We start from the raw sequence: 21,745 nt of genomic DNA on the forward strand, positions 1-21,745 counted from the left end.
AGTTATGACTTTTTGCTTGTTCAACCGTGGCTTTAAAGCCTGACTCTGCTATAGCCGTTGCGTCAATATTCTCGTTGCGAATAAAGCGGTAGGCACCTTCCATATCGGCGGGGGATTGAGTGATGTTTACAAGTGGTTTTCCTGGTTCATTTGCAAGCGTTGATGCTAACTTTACCAGACGCGCTGTTCTTCTTTGATCACCTAAGTCCGATTTACCGAATTGTTGTTTTGCCCAATGAGTATGTTCGTTAATCATAATGTGCCCTCAAACAAGATCTGATCATGACATTGAGATTTAGTTCAAAAAAATCCCCGCTAATTTCTTAGCAGGGATTTGTGTATAAGAGACAGCTTAAAAAGTGGCTTTGTGCTTAAAGAGCTTAAAGAGCTTAATAACCTGATAGCAGGTTGAGTAATAAAATTACTCTGCGTCAGCTTCTTTATATTTAGCAGCAGTTTCTGTAATTAACGGCTGTAATTCACCGCGTTGAAACATTTCGATAATAATGTCACAACCACCAACTAATTCGCCATCTACCCATAATTGCGGGAATGTTGGCCAATTTGCGTATGCTGGAAGCTCAGCACGAATGTCTGGATTAAGTAAAATATCAACGTATGCAAATGGTTCACCACATGACATTAACGCTTGCGATGCTTGTGAAGAAAAACCACAATTTGGTAATTTTGGTGACCCTTTCATGAAAAGGATTATTGGGTTTTCTGAAATTTGCTGTTTAATTTTATCAATGGTTTCCATCTACAACCTCAAAGTAACGATAGCTAAATATATTTAGGTCTTGAAAATAACTCATCGTGACCACAAATATATAACTTAAAATGGGCAAATAAAGCCGCAATTGAAATAGTCTTTCGCAATAGCATTGCTGTTTGCTTAAACTTGAGTAAAATACTCAACAATTATAGTAACACTATATTACCGCTTGGTATAGGTAACTGCTCTGTTTCAACAGGCATTACGTATTACCAAATGGACTATCAACCAAAGAAGATGGAGATAAAAAAATGGCATTTGAACTACCGTCACTACCATATGCAATCGACGCACTTGAGCCACATATTTCAAAAGAAACGCTAGAGTTTCACCATGGTAAACACCACAACACATACGTGGTTAAGCTTAATGGTTTAATCCCTGGTACTGAGTTTGAAAACAAATCTCTAGAAGAGATCGTATGTTCATCAGAAGGCGGCGTATTTAACAACGCAGCACAAATCTGGAACCATACTTTTTACTGGAACAGCTTATCTCCAAACGGCGGCGGCGAGCCTACTGGCGCAGTTGCTGATGCAATCAACGCTAAATGGGGTTCTTTTGATGCGTTTAAAGATGCATTAAATGACAAAGCAGTAAATAACTTTGGTTCAAGCTGGACGTGGTTAGTTAAGCTTGCTGATGGTTCACTAGACATCGTTAATACATCTAACGCTGCTACACCATTAACTGATGATGGCGTTACTCCAATCCTTACAGTGGATTTATGGGAACACGCTTACTACATTGATTACCGTAACGTTCGTCCAGATTACCTTAAAGGTTTTTGGTCGCTTGTTAACTGGGAATTCGCGAACGCTAACTTCGCTTAATTAGCCTTTAAACGCTAATGTAAAAAAGACGCTTAGGCGTCTTTTTTTGTTTCTTATTTATCACACCCAAGCGCCTCATCATTTAATAAAACACTTTTAGTAACATGATCTTTTTTCACTTAAATTTTTAATTTTATTGCACAAAAATACAGATTCGTGACTAGACTTTAAAAGGTAAGCACCTTTTTACAGCGGGTTTCGGAGGTTATTATGACGATTTTTGAGCATTACCAAGCACGATACGAAGCGGCACAGGAAGAAGAATACAGTATCGCTGAATTTCTTGAGATTTGTAAAACCGATAAGTCTGCCTACGCCAGCGCACCAGAACGCCTACTCATGGCAATTGGCGAACCACACATGGTAGATACCGCAACGGATGCACGACTAAGTCGATTATTTTCAAATAGAGTAGTTGCGCGCTACCCTGCCTTTGCTGATTTTTATGGTATGGAAGACGCCATTGAGCAAATAGTCTCTTATTTAAAACATGCGGCTCAGGGGCTAGAAGAATGCAAACAAGTGCTGTATTTACTTGGGCCTGTTGGAGGGGGTAAATCATCCATTGCTGAAAAACTAAAATATTTAATGCAACAAGTGCCTATTTATTCAATTAAAGGGTCTCCTGTAAACGACCACCCCCTCTCCTTGTTTGATCCTATCGAAGATGCAGACGTACTCAGCAAAGAATACGGTATTAAACCGCGCTACTTAAAAACCATTATGTCGCCTTGGGCTGGCAAACGCTTAAAAGAATTCAATGGTGATATTAGCCAGTTTAGAGTGGTTAAGCGCTACCCCTCAATTTTAAACCAAATAGGGATTGCCAAAACCGAACCTGGAGATGAAAACAACCAAGATATTTCGGCGCTAGTGGGTAAGGTCGATATTCGCCAACTTGAGCACTTTGCTCAAAACGATCCTGATGCATACGCCTACTCGGGCTCTTTATGTTTAGCTAACCAAGGGCTGATGGAATTTGTAGAAATGTTTAAAGCACCGATTAAAGTGCTGCATCCTTTACTTACTGCAACCCAAGAGGGTAATTACAACGGCACAGAAGGCATTAGTGCTCTGCCTTTTAATGGCATGATCCTCGCTCACTCTAATGAATCTGAGTGGCAAACCTTTAAAAACAATAAAAACAACGAAGCATTTTTAGACCGTGTCTATATTGTAAAAGTACCTTACTGCTTACGTGTGACTGAAGAAATTAAAATTTACGACAAATTACTTGAGCACAGCGAGCTATACAACGCGCCATGCGCACCAGGTACACTTAAAACATTGGCGCAATTTACGACGCTATCACGTTTAAAAGATCCAGAAAATTCAAGTATCTATTCAAAAATGCGGGTATACGATGGCGAAACTCTAAAAGACACCGACCCTAAAGCAAAATCGTATCAAGAGTACCGTGATTACGCAGGTGTTGATGAAGGTATGACGGGACTTTCTACCCGCTTTGCGTTTAAGATTTTATCTCGCGTGTTTAATTTTGATACCACTGAGGTTGCCGCAAACCCAGTGCACTTGTTCTATGTACTTGAGCAACAAATAGAGCGCGAACAATTTTCAAGCGAAATAGAAGAGCGTTATTTAAGCTTTTTAAAAGGCTATTTAATTCCGCAATATGTTGATTTTATAGGCAAAGAACTGCAAACCGCCTATTTAGAATCGTATTCAGAATACGGACAAAACATTTTTGACCGTTATGTTATTTATGCAGACTTTTGGATACAAGACCAAGAATATCGCGACCCTGATACAGGACAACTATTTGACCGTGAGGCACTTAATGCCGAACTTGAAAAAATAGAAAAGCCGGCGGGTATTTCTAACCCTAAAGATTTCCGAAATGAAATAGTAAACTTTGTATTGCGTGCCCGTGCGCACAACAACGGTAAAAACCCACTATGGACAAGCTACGAAAAACTACGCACGGTAATTGAGAAAAAAATGTTCTCTAATACCGAAGATTTACTCCCTGTTATTTCGTTTAATACTAAAACGTCTGCAGAGGATCAGCAGAAGCACGAAGACTTTGTGAACCGTATGGTCGAAAAAGGCTATACACAAAAACAAGTTCGCTTGCTTTCTGAGTGGTATTTACGGGTTAGAAAATCGCAATAACCTTCATAGTCGTAGTATATAGGAGGTCAATATGGCGCATTTTATAGATAGGCGTTTAAACGGAAAAAATAAAAGTACGCTTAATCGCCAGCGCTTTATTAGGCGCTATAAAAAACAAATTAAAGAAGCGGTTTCAGATGCGATTAACAAACGCAGCGTTACCGATTCAAGCTCTGGTGAGAGTATTTCTATTCCACAACGCGATATCAGCGAACCTACATTTCATCAAGGGCAAGGTGGGGATAGAGAACAAATTCACCCAGGCAACGATCAGTTTTCTACAGGTGATAAAATTGAGCGCCCTAAAGGTGGACAAAGCGGCGGTGCCGGTGAAGGTGACGCCAGCGATTCGGGTGAAGGACAAGATGAGTTTGTATTTTCAATATCAAAAGATGAATACCTTGATTTACTGTTTGAAGATTTAGAGCTCCCTAACTTACAAGAAAACCAGCTTGATAAGCTAGTGCAAATGAAAACCCATCGCGCAGGATTTTGTAGCGATGGTATACCTAGCAATATTGACATTGTCCGCTCTCTTCAAGGCTCCCTTGCACGGCGTGTTGCCATGAGTGCAGGTAAAAAACGCCGTTTAAAAGAGCTCGAAGAACAACTTGCTCTGCTGCTTGCTGGTCCACATAACGATAAAGCAGCAATTGCTTTATTACAAAAAGAAATTGCAGCATTAAAAGTGCAAATTAAGTCGGTTCCATTTATTGATAACTACGATTTACGTTTTCGTAATTACGAAAAACGCCCTCACCCCACCAGCAAAGCCGTGATGTTTTGTATTATGGATGTGTCAGGCTCAATGGATCAGCCAACAAAAGACATGGCAAAACGGTTTTATATTTTGCTCTATCAATTTTTAACACGCAGCTATAAAGACATAGAAGTTGTTTATATTCGCCACCACACACAAGCAAAAGAAGTAGACGAGCAAGAGTTTTTTTATTCTCAAGAAACTGGCGGCACTATTGTTTCAAGCGCACTTAAATTAATGAACGAAATAATAAAAGAGCGTTATCACGCAAACGAGTGGAATGTATACGCCGCACAAGCCTCTGATGGCGATAACTGGGCAGACGACACCCCGCAGTGTGGTGAAATTTTGCGTAATAAGCTCTTAAGCGCAGTACGCTATTTTGCTTATATTGAAATAACCACGCGTGCTCATCAAAGCCTATGGCGCGAATATGAATCTATAACACACAGCCATAATAATTTCGCCATACAGCATATTCAAAGCGTTGAAGATATTTACCCAATTTTTAGGGAGCTATTTAAAAAAGGTCGTCAACAGCAAAACTCTGCATAGCCTAAAGCGAGGTAGCATTATGAATGATAAACGAATGAGTGATGGCCCAGATTGGACCTTTGATTTATTAGATGAGTACCAAAGTGAAATTGCCCGTGTTGCAGCTCACTACAAGTTAGACACATACCCTAATCAAATTGAAGTGATAACCGCAGAGCAGATGATGGATGCTTACTCAAGCGTTGGCATGCCTATTGGTTACAGCCATTGGTCTTACGGTAAAAAGTTCATTCAAACAGAGCAAAATTATAAGCGCGGACAAATGGGTCTCGCTTACGAAATAGTGATAAATTCGGACCCTTGTATTGCGTACTTAATGGAAGAAAACACCCTACCTATGCAAGCGCTTGTAATGGCACATGCATGTTACGGACATAACTCATTTTTTAAAGGTAATTACTTATTTAAAACCTGGACCGATGCTGGCTCAATTATTGATTACTTGGTATTTGCTAAAAACTACATAAGCCGCTGTGAAGAAAAGCATGGTATTACACAAGTAGAAGCCCTTCTCGACTCATGTCATGCATTAATGAATTACGGAGTCGATCGCTACAAACGTCCACAACAAATATCGTTATTTGAAGAACAAAAACGTCAACAAGAGCGTGAAGACTACCTTCAATCGCAAGTAAATGAATTATGGCGGACTATTCCTGAGCAACAGCAAGAAACCAAAAAGAAAGTAAGCCATTTTCCTTCTGAACCCCAAGAAAATATTTTGTATTTCATTGAAAAAAACGCCCCATTACTCGACTCTTGGCAACGTGAAGTGATACGTATCGTTCGTAAAATTTCGCAATACTTTTACCCACAAAAACAAACTCAAGTAATGAATGAAGGTTGGGCAACTTTTTGGCATTACACCATCCTTAATCACTTATATGATGAGGGAAAACTCACCGACTCGTTTATGTTAGAGCTTTTACAAAGCCACACCAACGTAGTTTATCAGCCACCTTATAACAGTAAGTATTATTCAGGCATTAACCCATATGCTTTAGGCTTTAATATGATGGTTGATATTCGCAGAATATGTGAGCACCCAACTGAAGAAGATAAACGCTGGTTTCCTGAATATGCAGGCAGTAATTGGCTAGATACACTGCATTTTGCAATGGAAAACTTTAAAGATGAGAGTTTTATTAGCCAGTTTTTATCGCCTAAATTAATTCGTGATTTTAAATTATTTACTATTATTGACCATACTAATAATCCCCATTTAGAAATTGGCGCAATACATAACGACAACGGCTATAAAGCTGTAAGAGAAGCGCTCTCAGCGCAGTACAACTTGAGTAATCATGAACCCAACATTCAAGTATATGACGTTGATATTAGAGGTGACCGTTCACTAACCCTACGCTACGTACCTCATAACAACATTCCTTTAGCAAACTCGCACGAGGAAGTACTTAAGCATCTTTACAGATTATGGGGCTTTAAAGTAAAACTAGAGCAAGAGTCAAAGTGTGGTGAGGCTTCTATAATTGGCCAATGCCCAGTCGATGACTCTCGTCATACAACACAATAGTAAGGAACAATAAAGCTTTTAATATTGATTGGTTTTCATACTGATTGGATTACCTTAGCAGAATATACAAACGTAGTATTATTTAATCTTAAATTCTAGATATAAAAACTGACGCTTAAGCGTCAGTTTTTATATCTGTATAGGCTGTTACTCTGTTTCGGCCTGTATTTTTTGAGTGATATAACGCTTTATCGGCAGCTTCTATCCAACGCTCATGATTTTTAAAATCATTACTATTGCCAGCAAAGCCGATGCTCACCGTCATTTTTATTTCAAAATGTTTATACTTAACTGGATTTGACTCTATATGTACTCTTAAACGTTCAGCAAATATAGTCGCCCCCTCTTTATCTGTATCAAGTAAAGTTACTACAAACTCTTCACCACCGTAACGGCCAGCTATATCTGTTTCACGCAGTGTAGTACGTAATAAGTTTGATAGATGACGGAGCGCTTCATCGCCGCAACTATGCCCGTATTCATCATTTATTTTTTTAAAGTGATCAATATCAAACATTAATAATGTACTACAGCCACCATTTCGCTTAACTCTTAAAAACTCTTGGCGTAGCGTACCTTCCCAGTGTCCACGGTTTGCAAGCTGCGTTAAGCTATCTGTTTGACTTGCTTGTTCTAATTTTTTATTTAACTCTTCAAGCTCTTTTTTATTTACCGCGACATCTGTTACATCATACAAAATAATACAAATATGGCTAACTTCACCCATCGTATTAGTAAGAGGGATGAATGTCGCATTTTGATACATGTAATCAGCTTTACCAGTAATAGGTCGATAATTTTTAAATCTAAAAATGTATGGCTGCTGCTCCCAAATAGTAAAAGAGCGGTTTTTTAAAACAAAAACCGATTCTGATTTACTTCTAAACCATTTTTCGTCTATTGCTGGAAATAAATCAAATAGATCTTTATCTTTTACTGCGCTTGGTAGAAGCCCTGAATGGTTTTCCATAAACCCATTCCATACACACACCTTATAATCCCTATCGAGTACCACAAGGCCTACATCAACGGTATTAAACATATCCATTAACCAATGGATCTCATTCATTTCTAAATCAGCGGCCATAACTTAATCTTCTAATAGGTAAGCAACTTTGTATTTCAAAGTTTTAAGTGAATCTTCAGTAAATAACAGCATGAGGTCGCAATTTATATCATGGTTTTCAATACCGTAACTAATCTCTATTGCAAGGGTGCGTTGCCAACGTGACTTGTTTGATTTAACCAACTCAGATACATCTCTGTGTTGGCCAAGTACAATCGGGTGCCCTTGACTAAATGACATATCGAGCTGTTTTGAAAGACCCGTTAAAATAGCGCCTATCAAGATATTACTAATATCCATAAGCAGCTCAAGTTCAACTTTATCGTTTAACTCGCCGTCATAGTTCATCAAAGAAGCTATTTCTTTAAAGCTTGAATCATTTAAAAGTAATAGCGCCTCGCCCGAAATACCACCGCCAATAAAGCCCTGGCACACACCCGATGTAGCTGCGTTATTATCTATAGACTGCAGCGCCATATCGAGTTCGTTAACTTCTAAAATATTTACATTCGGAATTGGAAGCTTTACAAACACATTAAGCAGACGTGCAAGTAAATCCCCTGCTTGGCCCATAGCAACGTTAGTGAGCTCTTGGTATATGTCACGTACATCAGGGTCAACTTGCTCTCCTAATGAATGAGAGAAACGTTCACGCATGGCTTTGTCTTTAATTCCATGGTGTTCAATTATGCTGGCTAGTTTTTCTGGGGAACATGGCTTTTGAATAAAATCGATAGCACCCAGCTCAAGCACTCTTTGGTGTGCACTTGGTTGTATATCACCAGAGACAACAACAGTAAGTATATTAAGCCCCTGTTCTTTCATAGCGATTAATACTTCATAACCGTCCATTTCTGGCATGTTTAAATCGAGAAAAAGTATCTCTGGTTCAATTAATTTTATTTGCTTTATGCAGTCAACGCCGTCAAGTGCAAATTCAACTTTAATGTCCCAATCTTCAGGTAATGAACGAGCTAACTGACGCCTAGCTAATTTTGAGTCATCACATATTAATACTGATGTTGACATATTATCTCTCTGTTTCTAAACCCGTCATGAGCATTAAAATCATTGTATAAAGGTTTTTATTTTTATTATTAAAGATATCTTTTGTAACTCCATGTTAATCAAAGTTTAGCCCAGTTACAATTTTTATATCGCAGAGCTTATACCTACTCTATTAGCAGGTTTAATCACTTGGTAACTAAAGCCCAGTATAATACACTGACGCCCATTGCGTTAATTTAAAAGGAAATACCTTATGTTACGTTCACTTGCCTTTGCTTTGAGTGCATTTTGCTCTGTGGCTATTGCAGCCGACTATCCAGAAAACACGCTTGATGCAGGAAAAGTATCCGCACAAGGCAAACCTGTCACTTTATTAGGTCAAGGTATCTCAGTGGGAGATAGTGCACCAAATTTTAAAGTTGTTGATGACAACTTTATTCCAGTGACACTTGAGGATTACAAAGGCCAAGCTGTATTAATAAGTGTAGTACCCAGCCTAGATACCGGCATTTGTAGCCTGCAAACTAAGCATTTTAATGAAAAGGTAGCCGCACAATTCCCAAGTGTAGTTATGCTAACAATTAGTGCTGATTTACCTTTTGCTCAAAAGCGTTTTTGCAAAGCTGAAAATATCGATAAAATCACTACGTTATCAGATTCTGTTTGGCGTGATTTTGGTCAGAAATACGGATTGATTATTAAAGATATGGGATTACTAACGCGAACAGTCTTTATTTTAGATGAAAGCCATAACGTCATTTATAAACAGTTAGTTAGTAGCCTTTCAACTGAACCTGAATACAACAGCGTAATTGAAAAACTTAAAACATTGTAAAGTCCATTAAGTAGCACTAATTAAGCAATGCTAAATAGCCTTAAAACAAAAAACCGCCAATTGGCGGTTTTTTAATGTGCTTTTATAATTAACCTAAAAGTTCACCAAGTTGTTGGCTGACAGTTTCAACAGCTTGTGTACCATCTAGTTTATGGTATTGAGTATTACCAGCAGCCGCTTCTGCTTGATAGTAATCAACCAATGGCATAGTTTGCTCATGGTAAATACCTAAACGTTTACGTACTGTTTCTTCAGTATCATCAGCGCGAACAATTAAGTCTTCGCCAGTTTCGTTGTCTTTACCTTCCACTTTTGGTGGATTATAAACAACGTGGTAAACACGACCAGAACCAGGATGAACGCGACGTCCGCCCATACGCTCAACAATGACTTCATCAGCCACGTCAAATTCAATAACGTGATCAACCACTACGCCATTTTCTTTCATTGCATCCGCTTGCGGGATTGTACGCGGGAAGCCATCAAGTAAAAAACCTTTCTCACAATCCGCTTTATTAATACGCTCTTTAACTAAACCAATAATAATATCGTCAGAAATTAGTTGACCAGCATCCATTACTTTTTTTGCTTCTAGACCCAGTGGCGTGCCTTCTTTAATTGCCGCACGTAACATATCGCCAGTAGAAATTTGTGGAATACCGTATTTGTCCATTAAAAACTGAGCTTGAGTACCTTTACCTGCACCCGGCGCGCCCAAAAGAATAATGCGCATATTATTGTCCCCTAGTATGGATATTTATTTTAAAGCCTGAATTCTTCCACAAGCGCCGCCGATACTCAAGCAACTTATACTAATTGATGAGCCGTTGGGGTGTTTACAGGGCATTAAAAAAGGGAACACACGTTCCCTTTTATTTAAAGTACATAATTTATACTTTATTAACTGAGTAAATAGCTATTTGCTTATTTACTTAGTTCAAGCATCAATTTATTTAAGCGAGTAACAAATCCTGTTGGATCTTTAAGTGTACCGCGTTCTGCAAGTAGTGCTTGATCTAGTAAAACGTGTGACCACTGCGCAAACTTATCTTCATCTTGTTCGTCATTTAAGTGCTTCACAAGTTGATGCTCTGGGTTTAGCTCAAACACAGGTTTTGCTTCAGGGGCTGCTTGACCAACAGATTCCATTAGCTTTTGCATTTGTGAGCTCATGTCGTTGTCGTCGCTTACAACACATGCTGGAGAATCTGTTAAGCGGTGCGTAAAGCGCACTTCTTTAACGTCATCACCTAGTGCTGTTTTAATACGTTCAACAAGCCCAGCCATTTCTTTTTCAGACTCTTCTTGCGCTTTTTTAGTTTCTTCGTCGTCAAGCTTACCTAAATCTAAGTCACCACGTGTGATTGACTGTAGTTGCTTATCAGCAAATTCAGTTAGGTGGCTCATCATCCACTCGTCAACACGGTCACTTAGTAGTAATACTTCAATGCCTTTTTTGCGGAAAATCTCTAAATGCGGTGAGTTTTTCGCAGCGGTGAATGTATCAGCTACTACGTAGTAAATTTTGTCTTGGCCTTCGTTCATACGTTCAACATATTGCTCAAGCGACACATCTTGTGTTTCTGAGTCAGTGTGTGTCGAAGAAAAACGAAGTAGCTTACAAATAGCTTCTTTATTTGCAGCATCTTCAGCTGGGCCTTCTTTCATTACTTGACCAAACTCATTCCAAAATACTTGGTAATCGTCAGCTTTGTTTTTAGCCATACGCTCAAGCATTTTAATAATACGCGATGTACACCCTTTACGAATAGCTTGCGTTACTTTGTTGTCTTGTAGAATTTCACGAGATACGTTCAGTGGTAAATCGTTTGAATCTAGTAAGCCTTTTACAAAGCGAAGGTAGCTTGGCATGAATTGCTCAGCATCATCCATTACAAACACACGTTGTACGTAAAGTTTTAAACCACTTTGACGTTCACGGTTCCATAAGTCGAAAGGTGCTTTTTTAGGAATATATAAAAGGCTAGTGTATTCAGTTTTACCTTCAACCTTATTATGTGCCCAGCTAAGAGGATCTTCCCAGTCGTGGCTTACATGCTTGTAAAACTCTTTGTATTCATCATCAGAAAGCTCTGATTTATCGCGTGTCCACAATGCAGTCGCGCGGTTAATACTTTCCCACTCACCTGGTACTGCTGGAATTTTTTCGCCGTCTTCGCCTTCAGATTCTGGCACTTCTGCTTTAAACATTTGTACTGGCGTTGAGATGTGATCAGAGTATTTAGTAACGATACTACGTAGGCGCCAGTCATCAGCAAATTCTTTTTCTTCATCGCGAAGGTGTAAAATAATGTCGGTACCACGGCCTTCTTTTTCAATTTCTTGAAGTGTGTATTCGCCTTCACCTTGAGATTCCCACTCATAAGCGGTTGTTTCACCGGCTTTGCGTGTACGAACAGTTACTAAATCAGCAACAATAAATGCTGAGTAAAAACCAACACCAAATTGACCAATTAACTGTGAATCTTTACTTTGATCACCTGTTAAGTTTTTGAAAAACTCAGCAGTACCCGACTTTGCAATAGTACCTAATGAGCTAATGATTTCATCGCGCGTCATACCAATACCATTATCTGAAATGGTAATTGTATTTGCTTCTTTATCTGCACTAATACGAACACGTAAATCGGCATCACCTTGGTAAAGGTCACCTTGAGATAATGCTAAAAAGCGTAACTTGTCTGCTGCGTCTGATGCATTTGACACAAGCTCACGTAAAAATATTTCTTTATTAGAATAAAGAGAATGAATCATTAAGTTTAATAATTGTTTTACTTCTGTTTGAAAGCCTAATGTTTCTTTTTGTGCTGCAGTCATTTATATATCTCCAATTTGCAAAGTGTCTGCGTTATGCACTTAATATGGGGTGAGGTGTTAGAACTTCAAGGGAAAAATTTAAAAAAGGTGAAACGAAAACAAAGAACCATTAATTTGTTTAAAACGAATGCGGGCTGTTAATATGGATTCTCTCGCCGCTGCTGGGGTGCTCAAAATATAAATCGCTGGCATGTAATTGTAACCGCCCTGCCATATGTTCACTTTGCGCACTTTTATATAAATCACAGCCTAAAATTGGATGCCCTATAAACTGGCTGTGTATCCTTAATTGGTGAGTACGCCCAGTAATAGGTGTAAATTGCACTAAGGTTCTGCACGGCTGCCTGAGCCGCTCAAGTACTTTATATTCACTCACCGCTGTTTTACCTGTCGATTGGCAAATTGTAACACGCGGAAAAAGCAGTTTATCTTTTGCAATTGGCGCAGTAATTTGCCCTTCATCAACAGCCAAGCATCCCTCTAACATGGCAACATAACGCTTTTGAATAGTGCGGGCCTGAAATTGCTTATTAAGGTGCTTTGACGCAATCGCGTTTAATCCAACAATCATAATGCCCGATGTGCCCAAATCTAGCCGATGCGGTAACTTAGCCTCTGCGAATGCAGCTGTTAAGCCCTTTTGACCATTTACTAAGCGGTAATGCACTGAGTCCCAATTAAGCGGATTTTTACCTGATAAGCTTAATAGTCCACTGGGTTTATTGATCAGTAAAATATCGTCATCTTGATATAATATTTCAATAAACCCGTCGCACTTAGGGGCTACAAAATCATCAATTATAAGGGGTTGTTCTGAAGGTGTTTGCGATGTTGAGTTAGCCATTAAGTTAATCATTAAATTAGTCACTATCTTTTGAATGAAGCGCTTTTAAAGCCAATACTTTTTCACGTAAATCATCTGCTACTACTTTATCAGCAGCAATCGGGGCACCGACTGCAACCGACACCAAAGACCATTTTAATCGAGGTAATTGCCATTTAGCTTTACGGCTAAACATGCTGCCCCATAAACCACCTAAGTGCACAGGAATAACGGGCACAGGTGAGCGCTCAATAATGCGCTCGATTCCACGGCGAAAAATATCCACTGATCCGTCACTGGTTAGTTTTCCTTCAGGGAAAATACCAACAAGTTCGCCTTTATTAAGCGCAGCAGCCACTTCATCAAAGGCTTTTTTAAACGCTTCTGGGTTGGTTTTTTCACTGTTAATGGGAATAGCCTTAGCCATTTTAAATAACCAATGTAGGGCCGGTGAATAATAAATAGGGGCAAATACCATAAACCGGATAGGCCTTGGTGATGCGGCTAAAATAAACATCCAATCAACAAAGCTCACATGATTACACACGACAACCGCAGCGCCTGCATCAGGTATATTACTTTCACCTTTTGTACGCACTCTGTACATACAAATAGCTAAAATATATATAATAAATCGTAAAAAGAACTCTGGTACTTTGGTATAAATATAAACAGAGATAAGTAAGTTTAGCCCAGCAAGTAACAGTAGCAACTCTGAAATACTCCACTGAAAAACAGACAGCGTTACAATACTTAAAGCAGCACTGCCCACCATAAACAGTGCATTTAATACATTGTTAGCCGCTATAACTCGTGAGCGACTCGACTCTTCAGTACGCTGTTGAATAAGCGCATACAGCGGTACAGTGTAAAAACCAGAGCCAATACCAATGCCTGCCATCCATACAAAGTGCCACACCATATCGCCTGTTTTTAATAGCTCCTGAAGCGTCATTAACTCAGGGTGTTGAGGTAAATAAGAGCTAATGGCTGGCTCTTGGCTCAGTAAGTATAAAAACAAGGTAATTAAGATAGCGCCAAAAGGCACAATTCCTAATTCTATTCGAGAGCGAGAAAGCTTTTCACACAGTAACGAACCAATAGCAATACTTAGTGAAAACACAACCAGTGCGCTAGTTACAACCAGTTCATCACCACCCATTGTGTGTTTTACATAATTTGGTAGGGACGTTAAAACGATGGCGCCAATTAACCAAAACCAACTGATCCCAAGTACTGATTTACCAACCGATTCTGTTTGCGAATTAAGTGCTGAAAATACGTTTTTTGTCGATGAAAATATATTATAGGTAAATTTTAAGTTAGGCTCGTTTGCTTCACTAGTGGGTATAAAGCGACTGCTCACATAACCCATAACAGCCAGTACTAATACGGCAATACTTATAAGCGTAGGCCCTACTGATTGAGTAATATAATAGGTGCCAAAAATTGTACCAATTAATATTGCTACAAACGTGCCTGATTCAACCAAGCCATTCGCTTTTGTTAATTCGTTAGGGGCTACGTGCTGCGGTAAAATAGAGTACTTTAATGGACCAAAAAACGTACTTTGTACGCCCATTAAAAATACGGTGGCTAACATCAGCCAAACATACTGCGTTAAAATAGAGACAGCCCCTACAACCATAATAGGGATTTCACATAGCTTTACGATTCTGATTAGTTTGGATTTTTCTGCTTTTTCAGCTAGCTGCCCCGCCATCCCTGAAAATAAAAAGAAAGGTAGGATAAATAACCCAGCAGCAATATTTGAATAAAGTGCGCCATCAGCAAGCGTTGCAGCCTGGAATATCAATAAAATAAGCACTGATTGCTTATACACGTTATCGTTTATCGCTGAGAAAAACTGCGTAATAAAAAGCGGTAAAAAACGCTTACTACCCAGTAATGTACCTTGGTAGGGTTGATTATCTTTCATTGTATTCCTTACTAATTAGAGACATAGCCCAAAAATAAATTAGATTGTTTTTAAGCTTACCTTAAAAACGAAAAAGCCTACATGATTTAATCATGTAGGCTTTTGTAATTTGTTTTCAAATAGTGACTTAGAGCTAGTCTTGAGTAACTAGGCGCCTGCCGCTAAAGGCATGCATAAGTGTTCTACCATCTACTAAATCAAGCTCACCTCCCACAGGAATACCATGGGCAATACGTGAAGCGCCTACTTTGTATTTATGACAAAGCTGAGCAATATAATGTGCGGTAGTATCGCCTTCAACGGTAGGGTTAGTCGCTAAAATAACCTCATTAATATCGCCTTGAGCAAGCTTTTGCTCTAAAACATCTAAGCCAATCTCTTTAGGACCAATACCGTCAATTGGCGATAAGTGACCCATTAATACGAAGTATAGACCTAAATACTGACCTGTTTGCTCGATGGCAAGTACGTCAGTAGGCGATTCAACAACACATAATATACCGCTGTCTTGGCGTTTTGTACTTAAACAAATATCGCACTGAGCTTGTTCGCAAAAAGTACGACAAGACTGACAGTGCCCTATGGCGGTCATTGCTTTAGTGAGTGCATTGCCCAGCTGAGTGCCTCCCTTTCGGTCGCGCTCAAGCAGGTGAAAAGCAATACGTTGCGCTGACTTTGGACCAATGCCCGGTTGACAGCGCAGTGCTTCTATAAGCTGATTTAAACTATCTGAAAGTTGCATTATTTACTTAAAACGGCATTTTCATACCTGGTGGTAATTGCATACCGCCAGTTACTTTACCCATGCGCTCTTGTGTTTCTTCTGCAACACGGCGTACAGCATCGTTACATGCTGCTGCAAGTAAGTCTTCAATCATGTCTTTGTCGTCTTCCATAAGGCTTTCATCAAGCTGAACACGACGTACATTGTGGTTACCAAGCATGGTTACTTTAACTAAACCGGCACCGGCTTCGCCAACAACTTCTAATGTTGCGATTTCGTCTTGGGCTTTTTGCATGCGATCTTGCATTTGCTGCGCTTGCTTCATCATGTTGCCCATTCCACCTTTAAACATAACTTTCTCTCTTTCTTTTAATACATTAATTAACATGAACATAAGGGCGATTGTAAGTAATTACAATGCCTGAATACTGTTTTCGTCAATTTCGGCGCTAAATACTTGCTGAAATTGTACTATGTTTTCATCAGATGTGATCACATCGATTGCTTGTTGATGACGACCTGCATCAATTTTTTGCTGAATAAGATAAGGAGAGTCAATAACTCCCTTAGCAAAATTAATACTTAACGACACGTTATGCTCATAAATACTCGACAATGCGGCATCTAATCTTTGGCGAAGCATCGGTGTATCTAAATGCTTTTGTGATTCATCAACGTCTATATGTAAACTGTTGCCTTGCTTGGTAAATATTGAATGCAATGCAAATTGGCGCATACGACCACCTAGTCCCATACGTTTAATTAAATAAGCCCATTCATCTTGTTGATGTGCAAATCTAATTTCACTAATTGGGCTTTGAAAATCATCAGGGGCAGGAATACTTACTTCCTCTGGCGCTATTTCAGGCGCTTTTTGAGGGTTTATTTGCTCAAGTAATTCTGGCGCTAAATTTTCGGTAATTGTTTGGTGCTTTGCTTTAAAATCAATCTTACTAGCTGGCTTTATGTTGGAGTGATTATGTGCCTGAGTTTGGCTCCCTGTTACTGGGAGCTCATGCTTTTTTTCACTCTCACCTTCGCTATCAGTTGCCCAAGGAGGGATATCGCCAGATGCATTACTTGAAGGGCTATTAAGCTCACTTGCACTTGTATCTGCACTACCTTGATGAACACTTTGGGCTTTAGGCATTCTTGGATGCTGTTCTGGCTTTTTAGCAGGCGCTTGGCTTGGCTGCACTGCTACATTATTTGCAGATGTACTTGTACTCTTGCCTGATAACCTACCCGCACCCGATATGTTTCTGTCACGTAAAATACGAGCAATGGCAGATTGCGCCTGCGCTTCTTGTTCAGCTATTGGCGTACTTGCATTGTGATTTGTTAAGGGCTCTGGTGAAGACTCTGAGTTTGCAGTAGGTGCAGGTTTAAAACCCTGATCTACAGCGCTACTCATTATATCGTCAAACTGCGAAGCTAACGTTTGCTCAGCATCACTATGTTGCATGTAAGCTTCATCTTCACTTTGGCGCTGGGCTTGAGCATCCGAAACAACATTGGTTTGTGGTTGTTCATTAGCTGAAGCCTGTTGTTCAAAAGCGTTTTCACTTTGTTGAACCGGTTGCTCTACTGCAACTTGGGCAGGCTCATTATTACTTTGTACGACATCATTATTCGATGTCTGAGCAGCAACATTTGGTAAAGGCTCTATCTCAAGGGATTTAGGCTGCTCTGTATTGCTAACTGGCTTAGTATTATTTACAGGGGCACTACTTTGACTAGCTACGGTGTTTTGCGATGTTTTGTTTTTATTTAATATATCTCGCAGTGCGCTTGCGCGGCCTTGTTTATTTGGGGCCGGCTCTTCGTTTACTGTGTGTACAGTTTGTTGAGTGTCTGTAGGCTTAAATGCTAATAATCTTAGCATTATCATTTCAAAACCTAAACGAGGCTCTGGTGCCCATTGTAAATCTTTTTTACCATTTAACAGTAACTGATAATAAATTTGAATTTGTTGTGGGCTCGTATGTTGTGCAACATGAGCAATATAATCTACATTTTTTTCATCTAGCCCTGCCGCTTCTGGCACTAACTGGGTTAGTTGAGTCAAATGCGTAAGTGCAATTAAATCATCAAGCAATGCCACATAATTAGGATTACGACTTGCCACCTGTGCAATCTCATCCATTAGCGCAGCGCCATCTTGTGCAAGTAATGCTGCAAGCAAGCTTTGGCTATAATGAGTATCCATTAAACCAAGCATTGTTTGTACTGCTTGATTATTAATATCACCATTTGTTTGTGCGATAGCTTGATCGGTTAAGCTAAGCGCATCACGCATACTGCCATCAGCTGCTTTTGAAATAATGCTAAGTGCATCGGTATCAAAGCTAAGCTGCTCTTGAGTAAGTACGTGTTCAAGCTGTGTTTTAATCTCACTTTGCGACAAGGCATTTAAGTTGAATTGTAAACAACGAGATAAAATAGTAACTGGTAGTTTTTGAGGATCGGTCGTCGCCAATAAAAATTTCACATGCTCTGGTGGCTCTTCAAGCGTTTTTAAAAGCGCATTAAAGCTGTGCTTAGAAAGCATGTGAACTTCATCGATTAGGTATACTTTATAACGTCCACGTGTTGGTGCATATTGAACGTTATCGAGTATTTCGCGGGTGTCTTCTACTTTTGTACGAGAAGCCGCATCTATTTCGAGTAAGTCAATGTAGCGCCCTGCTTCTATATCTAAACAGCTGCTACATTGGCCACACGGATTTGCAGATATACCTTCGTCGCAATTTAAGCTTTTAGCAAAAATACGTGCAATGGTGGTTTTACCTACACCGCGGGTTCCAGTGAATAAATAAGCGTGATGCAGTCTATTTTGCGTAAGCGCATTTACAAGCGCTTGCTTAACATGAGACTGCCCAACCAATTCATGAAAGGTTTGAGGACGCCATTTTCTCGCTAGAACCTGATAACTCATCGATTACTCGCCTTCGAATTCAACCAATTTTAGGATTTTAATACCCATTTTTTTGATGCGCTGCTCGCCACCAAGTTCTGGTAGTGATACAACAAATGCTGCATCTGTGGCTTCGCCACCTAGTTTATTAACTAACTTAGCAGTGGCTTCAATTGTGCCACCAGTTGCTAATAAGTCATCAACTAGTAATACTTTGTCGCCAGGTACAATTGCATCTACATGCAGTTCTAGCGTGTCTTCACCGTACTCAAGTAAGTAATCTTGGCGAATAACTTCGCGTGGTAACTTACCTGGTTTACGTACTGGAATAAACGGAATGCCTAACGCATAAGACAATGGCGCACCAAAAATAAAACCACGTGATTCTGTGCCTATGATTTTAGTAAAGCCCTGATTTTTATATTCTGCGATAAACGCGTCAATAGTTGCTTTAAAGGCTTCTGGATTTGCCATTAAAGTGGTTACATCGCGAAACATAATGCCCGCTTTTGGATAATCAGCAATTGTAGTTATGCTGTTTTTGATAATTGCTGGTGTTACTTGAGTCATAATTTTAACTGCTCAATTGTTTATATTACAAAGCAGGTGATTATAACCTTAACTAACCTTTAATTGCGAGTTTGGCGTTACTATAAAAGAAGTATTAACTATGGGGGGGTAATTAAAATAAAGTGGTTCAAGGCTGAAGTAAGCAACAGCCTTAATAAACGCTATGCATTTTAAGTTAAGCTAGTGATCCAGCCTAATATTGCATTTAAACAACCAATCCCTGCAAATACAGCTAAGAAAGCAAGAAAATAAGTAGCGTTGAACGGATCTTTAAAGTCTTTATCATCTGACATTGGTACAACCTTTTATTAAGCACGACAAATAAGGCTGCCATAATAGACGATGTAAAATCATCAATAAAGACCTTAATCTTGATTTTTTGTCACAATTACGCCGCGTTCAACCATTGCATTGAGGGTAACCAATGCGCCTTGAGCAATTTGCTCTGCATTAAATTGTGGTGCATGAGCGAATACCTGTTGGCAAACGTCGTCAAATGTCGCTCCATCACTTGCCTCAATAATTGATAGTAACAAAGCAGTCATCGCATTCGTAGCCAGAAATTGAACGTCATCATCTTCATCTCTATATACAACATAATAATTAGGCTGAGGTGATGGCTCTTTTGGTTTAAAGCGATTGCTAATATTTTGAACCGGAAATTGATAACTTAAATTTCTTGCCGTTTTCGATAAATGCAAAGCAGAACTAGTAAGCGCTGTTGTTTGTAATTTTTGCTCATGCTCATCTTCGTGTGCAATCGATACATCTAGCTCTACCCATTCATAATGGGCAAGCTCTAGCATAAACACGGGATCGTATTTTTTCATTTTATAATCACTTGATAAGTAATTAATAAACTCCCCTGCTATGTCTAAAAAGTACGGCGAATGACAATCATATTCGCTAAAAAACTGGCGTACGAGGGCTTGCCATTGCTTCTGGGTATATAACGTTTTTAATACCGGAAAACCTGATGATATAAAACCTTCAATGTTATTAAAAAATAGGTCGCGATAAATAGCCATACGCCTGTCTTCGATACCGCTGGGCTTTTTATTTTTTTGAGGCTCGCGAATATGCGCCATAAATTCGTTTTGTATTTCAATAAAGCTCATAACTAGGCACTCTTTTAATGTTGATAAAGGCTTATATTAAGCTCGTTGTTTTGAAACAGTTGAATCAAAGTGTTTAGCCTGTAGATCATGAATTATATCTAACTCTTTGGTTAAAACATTCATGGTAGGAATATTAAAATCGCGCTCAAGCAAGGTTGGAAATACGCCATGCACTTCGTATGCTTTATCGAGTAGCTCCCAAACAGGATCAATCACATCAGCGCCATGTGTATCAACAATTAAGTCATCAGCCTCATTATAATGGCCAGCAACATGCCCATAGGCTATACGATTAGAAGGTAACCCAGTTAAAAATGCTTGCGCGTTGTAGCCATGATTTATCGAATTAACATAAATGTTATTCACATCAAGTAAAAGTTTGCAGTCAGCTTGCTCTAAAATAATATTCGTAAATTCAAGTTCTGATAATTGCTGTCCAGGCGCGCCATAATAGGAAACATTTTCTATCGCAATTTGCTGCTCTAGTATGTCTTGAACTTGTTTAATACGAGGAACAACATGTGCTATAGCATCTTGTGTAAATGGAATGGGCATTAAGTCATACATATGCCCTGTACCGGAGCAGTAACTTAAGTGCTCACTAAAAATTTTTATATTGTGCTCTTCAAAAAACACTTTTAAAGACTTAACAAATTCAACATCAAGAGGTTCGGGAGAACCGATAGACAGTGATAATCCATGACACACAAAATTATTAGCATCGGTTAATGTTTTAAATTGCTTTTTAAAGCGTCCACCCAGTTTTAACCAGTTCTCTGGCGCAACTTCTAAAAAGTCTACTTGATTAGGTACATGCTCAAGCAGCTCATCAAGCATTTCTCGTCGTAGGCCAAGGCCCACCATCCCAAAATCTTTACTTTGAGTTTGTATCATAACTACCTCTAACTTAACATCGAGTAGGGTGAGGCTTATGCCTCATCCCTCTCACAGAACCGTACGTACGGACCTCGTATACGGCTCCTGTACCCTTCACATTTTATCAACTTATTTCCTAAACGCTGATAAAGCAAGCCATCCCGTATTCACTTTTTCTATTGGATATAAACCAAGCTCCTCAAACCATTGGTTTGGCATCGATACACAAGATAAAGGGCTTAGTGAGTTACGCCACGAGTTCATCTTTATGAACTTAAACGGTGGCTTTTTCCCTAACTGCTTTAGTCGTCGATGTAGCCTTGATGGCTTCTTCCACAACCTCAGCTGTATTGCCCTTAGTCTTCGTCTGATCCAACCTGCCAAGGCTTTTAGCTCTCGCTTACAATTGGCTATACTAAAATAATTTACAAAACCGCGCAC

21 protein-coding genes are annotated in these 21,745 nt (G+C 39.3%); 5 read left to right on the top strand and 16 right to left on the bottom strand.

The genetic code is table 11. The features are described 5' to 3' along the window. Both L655_RS0113600 and L655_RS0113605 read right to left on the bottom strand, forming a co-directional pair. The coding region (locus L655_RS0113600) for a transposase DNA-binding-containing protein (protein WP_029751886.1) at positions 1-256 on the bottom strand (256 nt) is incomplete at its 3' end. Between the two features lie 165 nt (positions 257-421). Further along, a complete protein-coding gene (locus L655_RS0113605; protein WP_004335359.1) occupies positions 422-760 on the bottom strand; it encodes a Grx4 family monothiol glutaredoxin in 339 nt (112 codons plus the stop codon). A gap of 266 nt (positions 761-1,026) precedes the next feature. On the opposite strand from L655_RS0113605, the gene L655_RS0113610 reads away from it, so the two are divergent. The 4 genes from L655_RS0113610 to L655_RS0113625 all read left to right on the top strand — a co-directional run bounded on the left by L655_RS0113610 (position 1,027) and on the right by L655_RS0113625 (position 6,590). Next, on the top strand, positions 1,027-1,608 hold the full coding sequence (locus tag L655_RS0113610) for a Fe-Mn family superoxide dismutase (RefSeq protein WP_002960323.1): 582 nt from the start codon (positions 1,027-1,029) through the stop codon (positions 1,606-1,608). Between the two features lie 210 nt (positions 1,609-1,818). Continuing rightward, on the top strand, positions 1,819-3,741 hold the full coding sequence (locus tag L655_RS0113615) for a PrkA family serine protein kinase (protein WP_024605316.1): 1,923 nt from the start codon (positions 1,819-1,821) through the stop codon (positions 3,739-3,741). A gap of 31 nt (positions 3,742-3,772) precedes the next feature. Continuing rightward, a complete protein-coding gene (locus tag L655_RS0113620; protein WP_024605317.1) occupies positions 3,773-5,056 on the top strand; it encodes a YeaH/YhbH family protein in 1,284 nt (427 codons plus the stop codon). 19 nt (positions 5,057-5,075) lie between these two features. Next, complete coding sequence (locus tag L655_RS0113625) at positions 5,076-6,590, top strand: SpoVR family protein (protein WP_024605318.1); 1,515 nt, start codon at positions 5,076-5,078, stop codon at positions 6,588-6,590. Between the two features lie 115 nt (positions 6,591-6,705). On the opposite strand, the gene L655_RS0113630 is transcribed toward L655_RS0113625, so the two are convergent. Next, entirely contained in the window at positions 6,706-7,677 is a 972-nt protein-coding gene (locus tag L655_RS0113630) for a diguanylate cyclase (RefSeq protein ID WP_024605319.1), read from the bottom strand. Positions 7,678-7,680: 3 nt separating this feature from the next. Continuing rightward, complete coding sequence (locus tag L655_RS0113635; RefSeq protein WP_024605320.1) at positions 7,681-8,685, bottom strand: response regulator; 1,005 nt, start codon at positions 8,683-8,685, stop codon at positions 7,681-7,683. Positions 8,686-8,917: 232 nt separating this feature from the next. Here L655_RS0113635 and tpx point away from each other — a divergent pair, with 232 nt between their 5' ends. Further along, positions 8,918-9,499 (top strand): thiol peroxidase, encoded by a 582-nt coding sequence (gene tpx, locus L655_RS0113640; protein WP_024605321.1) that lies wholly within the window; start codon positions 8,918-8,920, stop codon positions 9,497-9,499. A gap of 88 nt (positions 9,500-9,587) precedes the next feature. On the opposite strand, the gene adk is transcribed toward tpx, so the two are convergent. From adk to L655_RS0113700, 12 genes are all read right to left on the bottom strand, one after another. Next, complete coding sequence (gene adk / locus L655_RS0113645; RefSeq protein WP_024605322.1) at positions 9,588-10,232, bottom strand: adenylate kinase; 645 nt, start codon at positions 10,230-10,232, stop codon at positions 9,588-9,590. Between the two features lie 191 nt (positions 10,233-10,423). Further along, positions 10,424-12,337 carry a molecular chaperone HtpG gene (gene htpG / locus L655_RS0113650; RefSeq protein WP_024605323.1) on the bottom strand — a complete coding sequence of 638 codons (1,914 nt, stop codon included), beginning with the start codon at positions 12,335-12,337 and terminating at the stop codon, positions 10,424-10,426. A 118-nt stretch (positions 12,338-12,455) separates the two neighbouring features. Beyond that, positions 12,456-13,193, bottom strand: a complete 738-nt coding sequence (locus L655_RS0113655) for an RluA family pseudouridine synthase (protein ID WP_024605324.1) — start codon at positions 13,191-13,193, stop codon at positions 12,456-12,458. 4 nt (positions 13,194-13,197) lie between these two features. Further along, positions 13,198-15,099, bottom strand: a complete 1,902-nt coding sequence (locus L655_RS0113660) for an MFS transporter (protein WP_024605325.1) — start codon at positions 15,097-15,099, stop codon at positions 13,198-13,200. A gap of 133 nt (positions 15,100-15,232) precedes the next feature. Further along, the gene (recR, locus tag L655_RS0113665; RefSeq protein WP_002962308.1) at positions 15,233-15,841 is read right to left on the bottom strand and encodes a recombination mediator RecR; all 609 of its coding nucleotides are present in this window, start codon (positions 15,839-15,841) and stop codon (positions 15,233-15,235) included. 7 nt (positions 15,842-15,848) lie between these two features. Continuing rightward, positions 15,849-16,175: a YbaB/EbfC family nucleoid-associated protein gene (locus L655_RS0113670; RefSeq protein WP_002962306.1), complete on the bottom strand. Its 327-nt coding sequence runs from the start codon at positions 16,173-16,175 to the stop codon at positions 15,849-15,851. A 60-nt stretch (positions 16,176-16,235) separates the two neighbouring features. Further along, a complete protein-coding gene (dnaX, locus tag L655_RS0113675; RefSeq protein WP_024605326.1) occupies positions 16,236-18,761 on the bottom strand; it encodes a DNA polymerase III subunit gamma/tau in 2,526 nt (841 codons plus the stop codon). 3 nt (positions 18,762-18,764) lie between these two features. Next, complete coding sequence (gene apt / locus L655_RS0113680; protein ID WP_024605327.1) at positions 18,765-19,310, bottom strand: adenine phosphoribosyltransferase; 546 nt, start codon at positions 19,308-19,310, stop codon at positions 18,765-18,767. 170 nt (positions 19,311-19,480) lie between these two features. Then, positions 19,481-19,603, bottom strand: coding sequence for a hypothetical protein (locus L655_RS1000000128380; protein ID WP_002962301.1), 123 nt, complete (start codon positions 19,601-19,603; stop codon positions 19,481-19,483). A gap of 72 nt (positions 19,604-19,675) precedes the next feature. Further along, positions 19,676-20,428, bottom strand: a complete 753-nt coding sequence (locus L655_RS0113690) for a putative DNA-binding domain-containing protein (protein ID WP_024605328.1) — start codon at positions 20,426-20,428, stop codon at positions 19,676-19,678. Between the two features lie 36 nt (positions 20,429-20,464). Continuing rightward, complete coding sequence (locus L655_RS0113695) at positions 20,465-21,322, bottom strand: DUF692 domain-containing protein (RefSeq protein WP_024596352.1); 858 nt, start codon at positions 21,320-21,322, stop codon at positions 20,465-20,467. A gap of 111 nt (positions 21,323-21,433) precedes the next feature. Beyond that, on the bottom strand, positions 21,434-21,745 hold a 312-nt coding region (locus L655_RS0113700; RefSeq protein WP_024605253.1), incomplete at its 5' end, for a group II intron maturase-specific domain-containing protein.

This window comes from Pseudoalteromonas sp. TAE79, assembly GCF_000498015.1.
Taxonomy (GTDB): domain Bacteria; phylum Pseudomonadota; class Gammaproteobacteria; order Enterobacterales; family Alteromonadaceae; genus Pseudoalteromonas.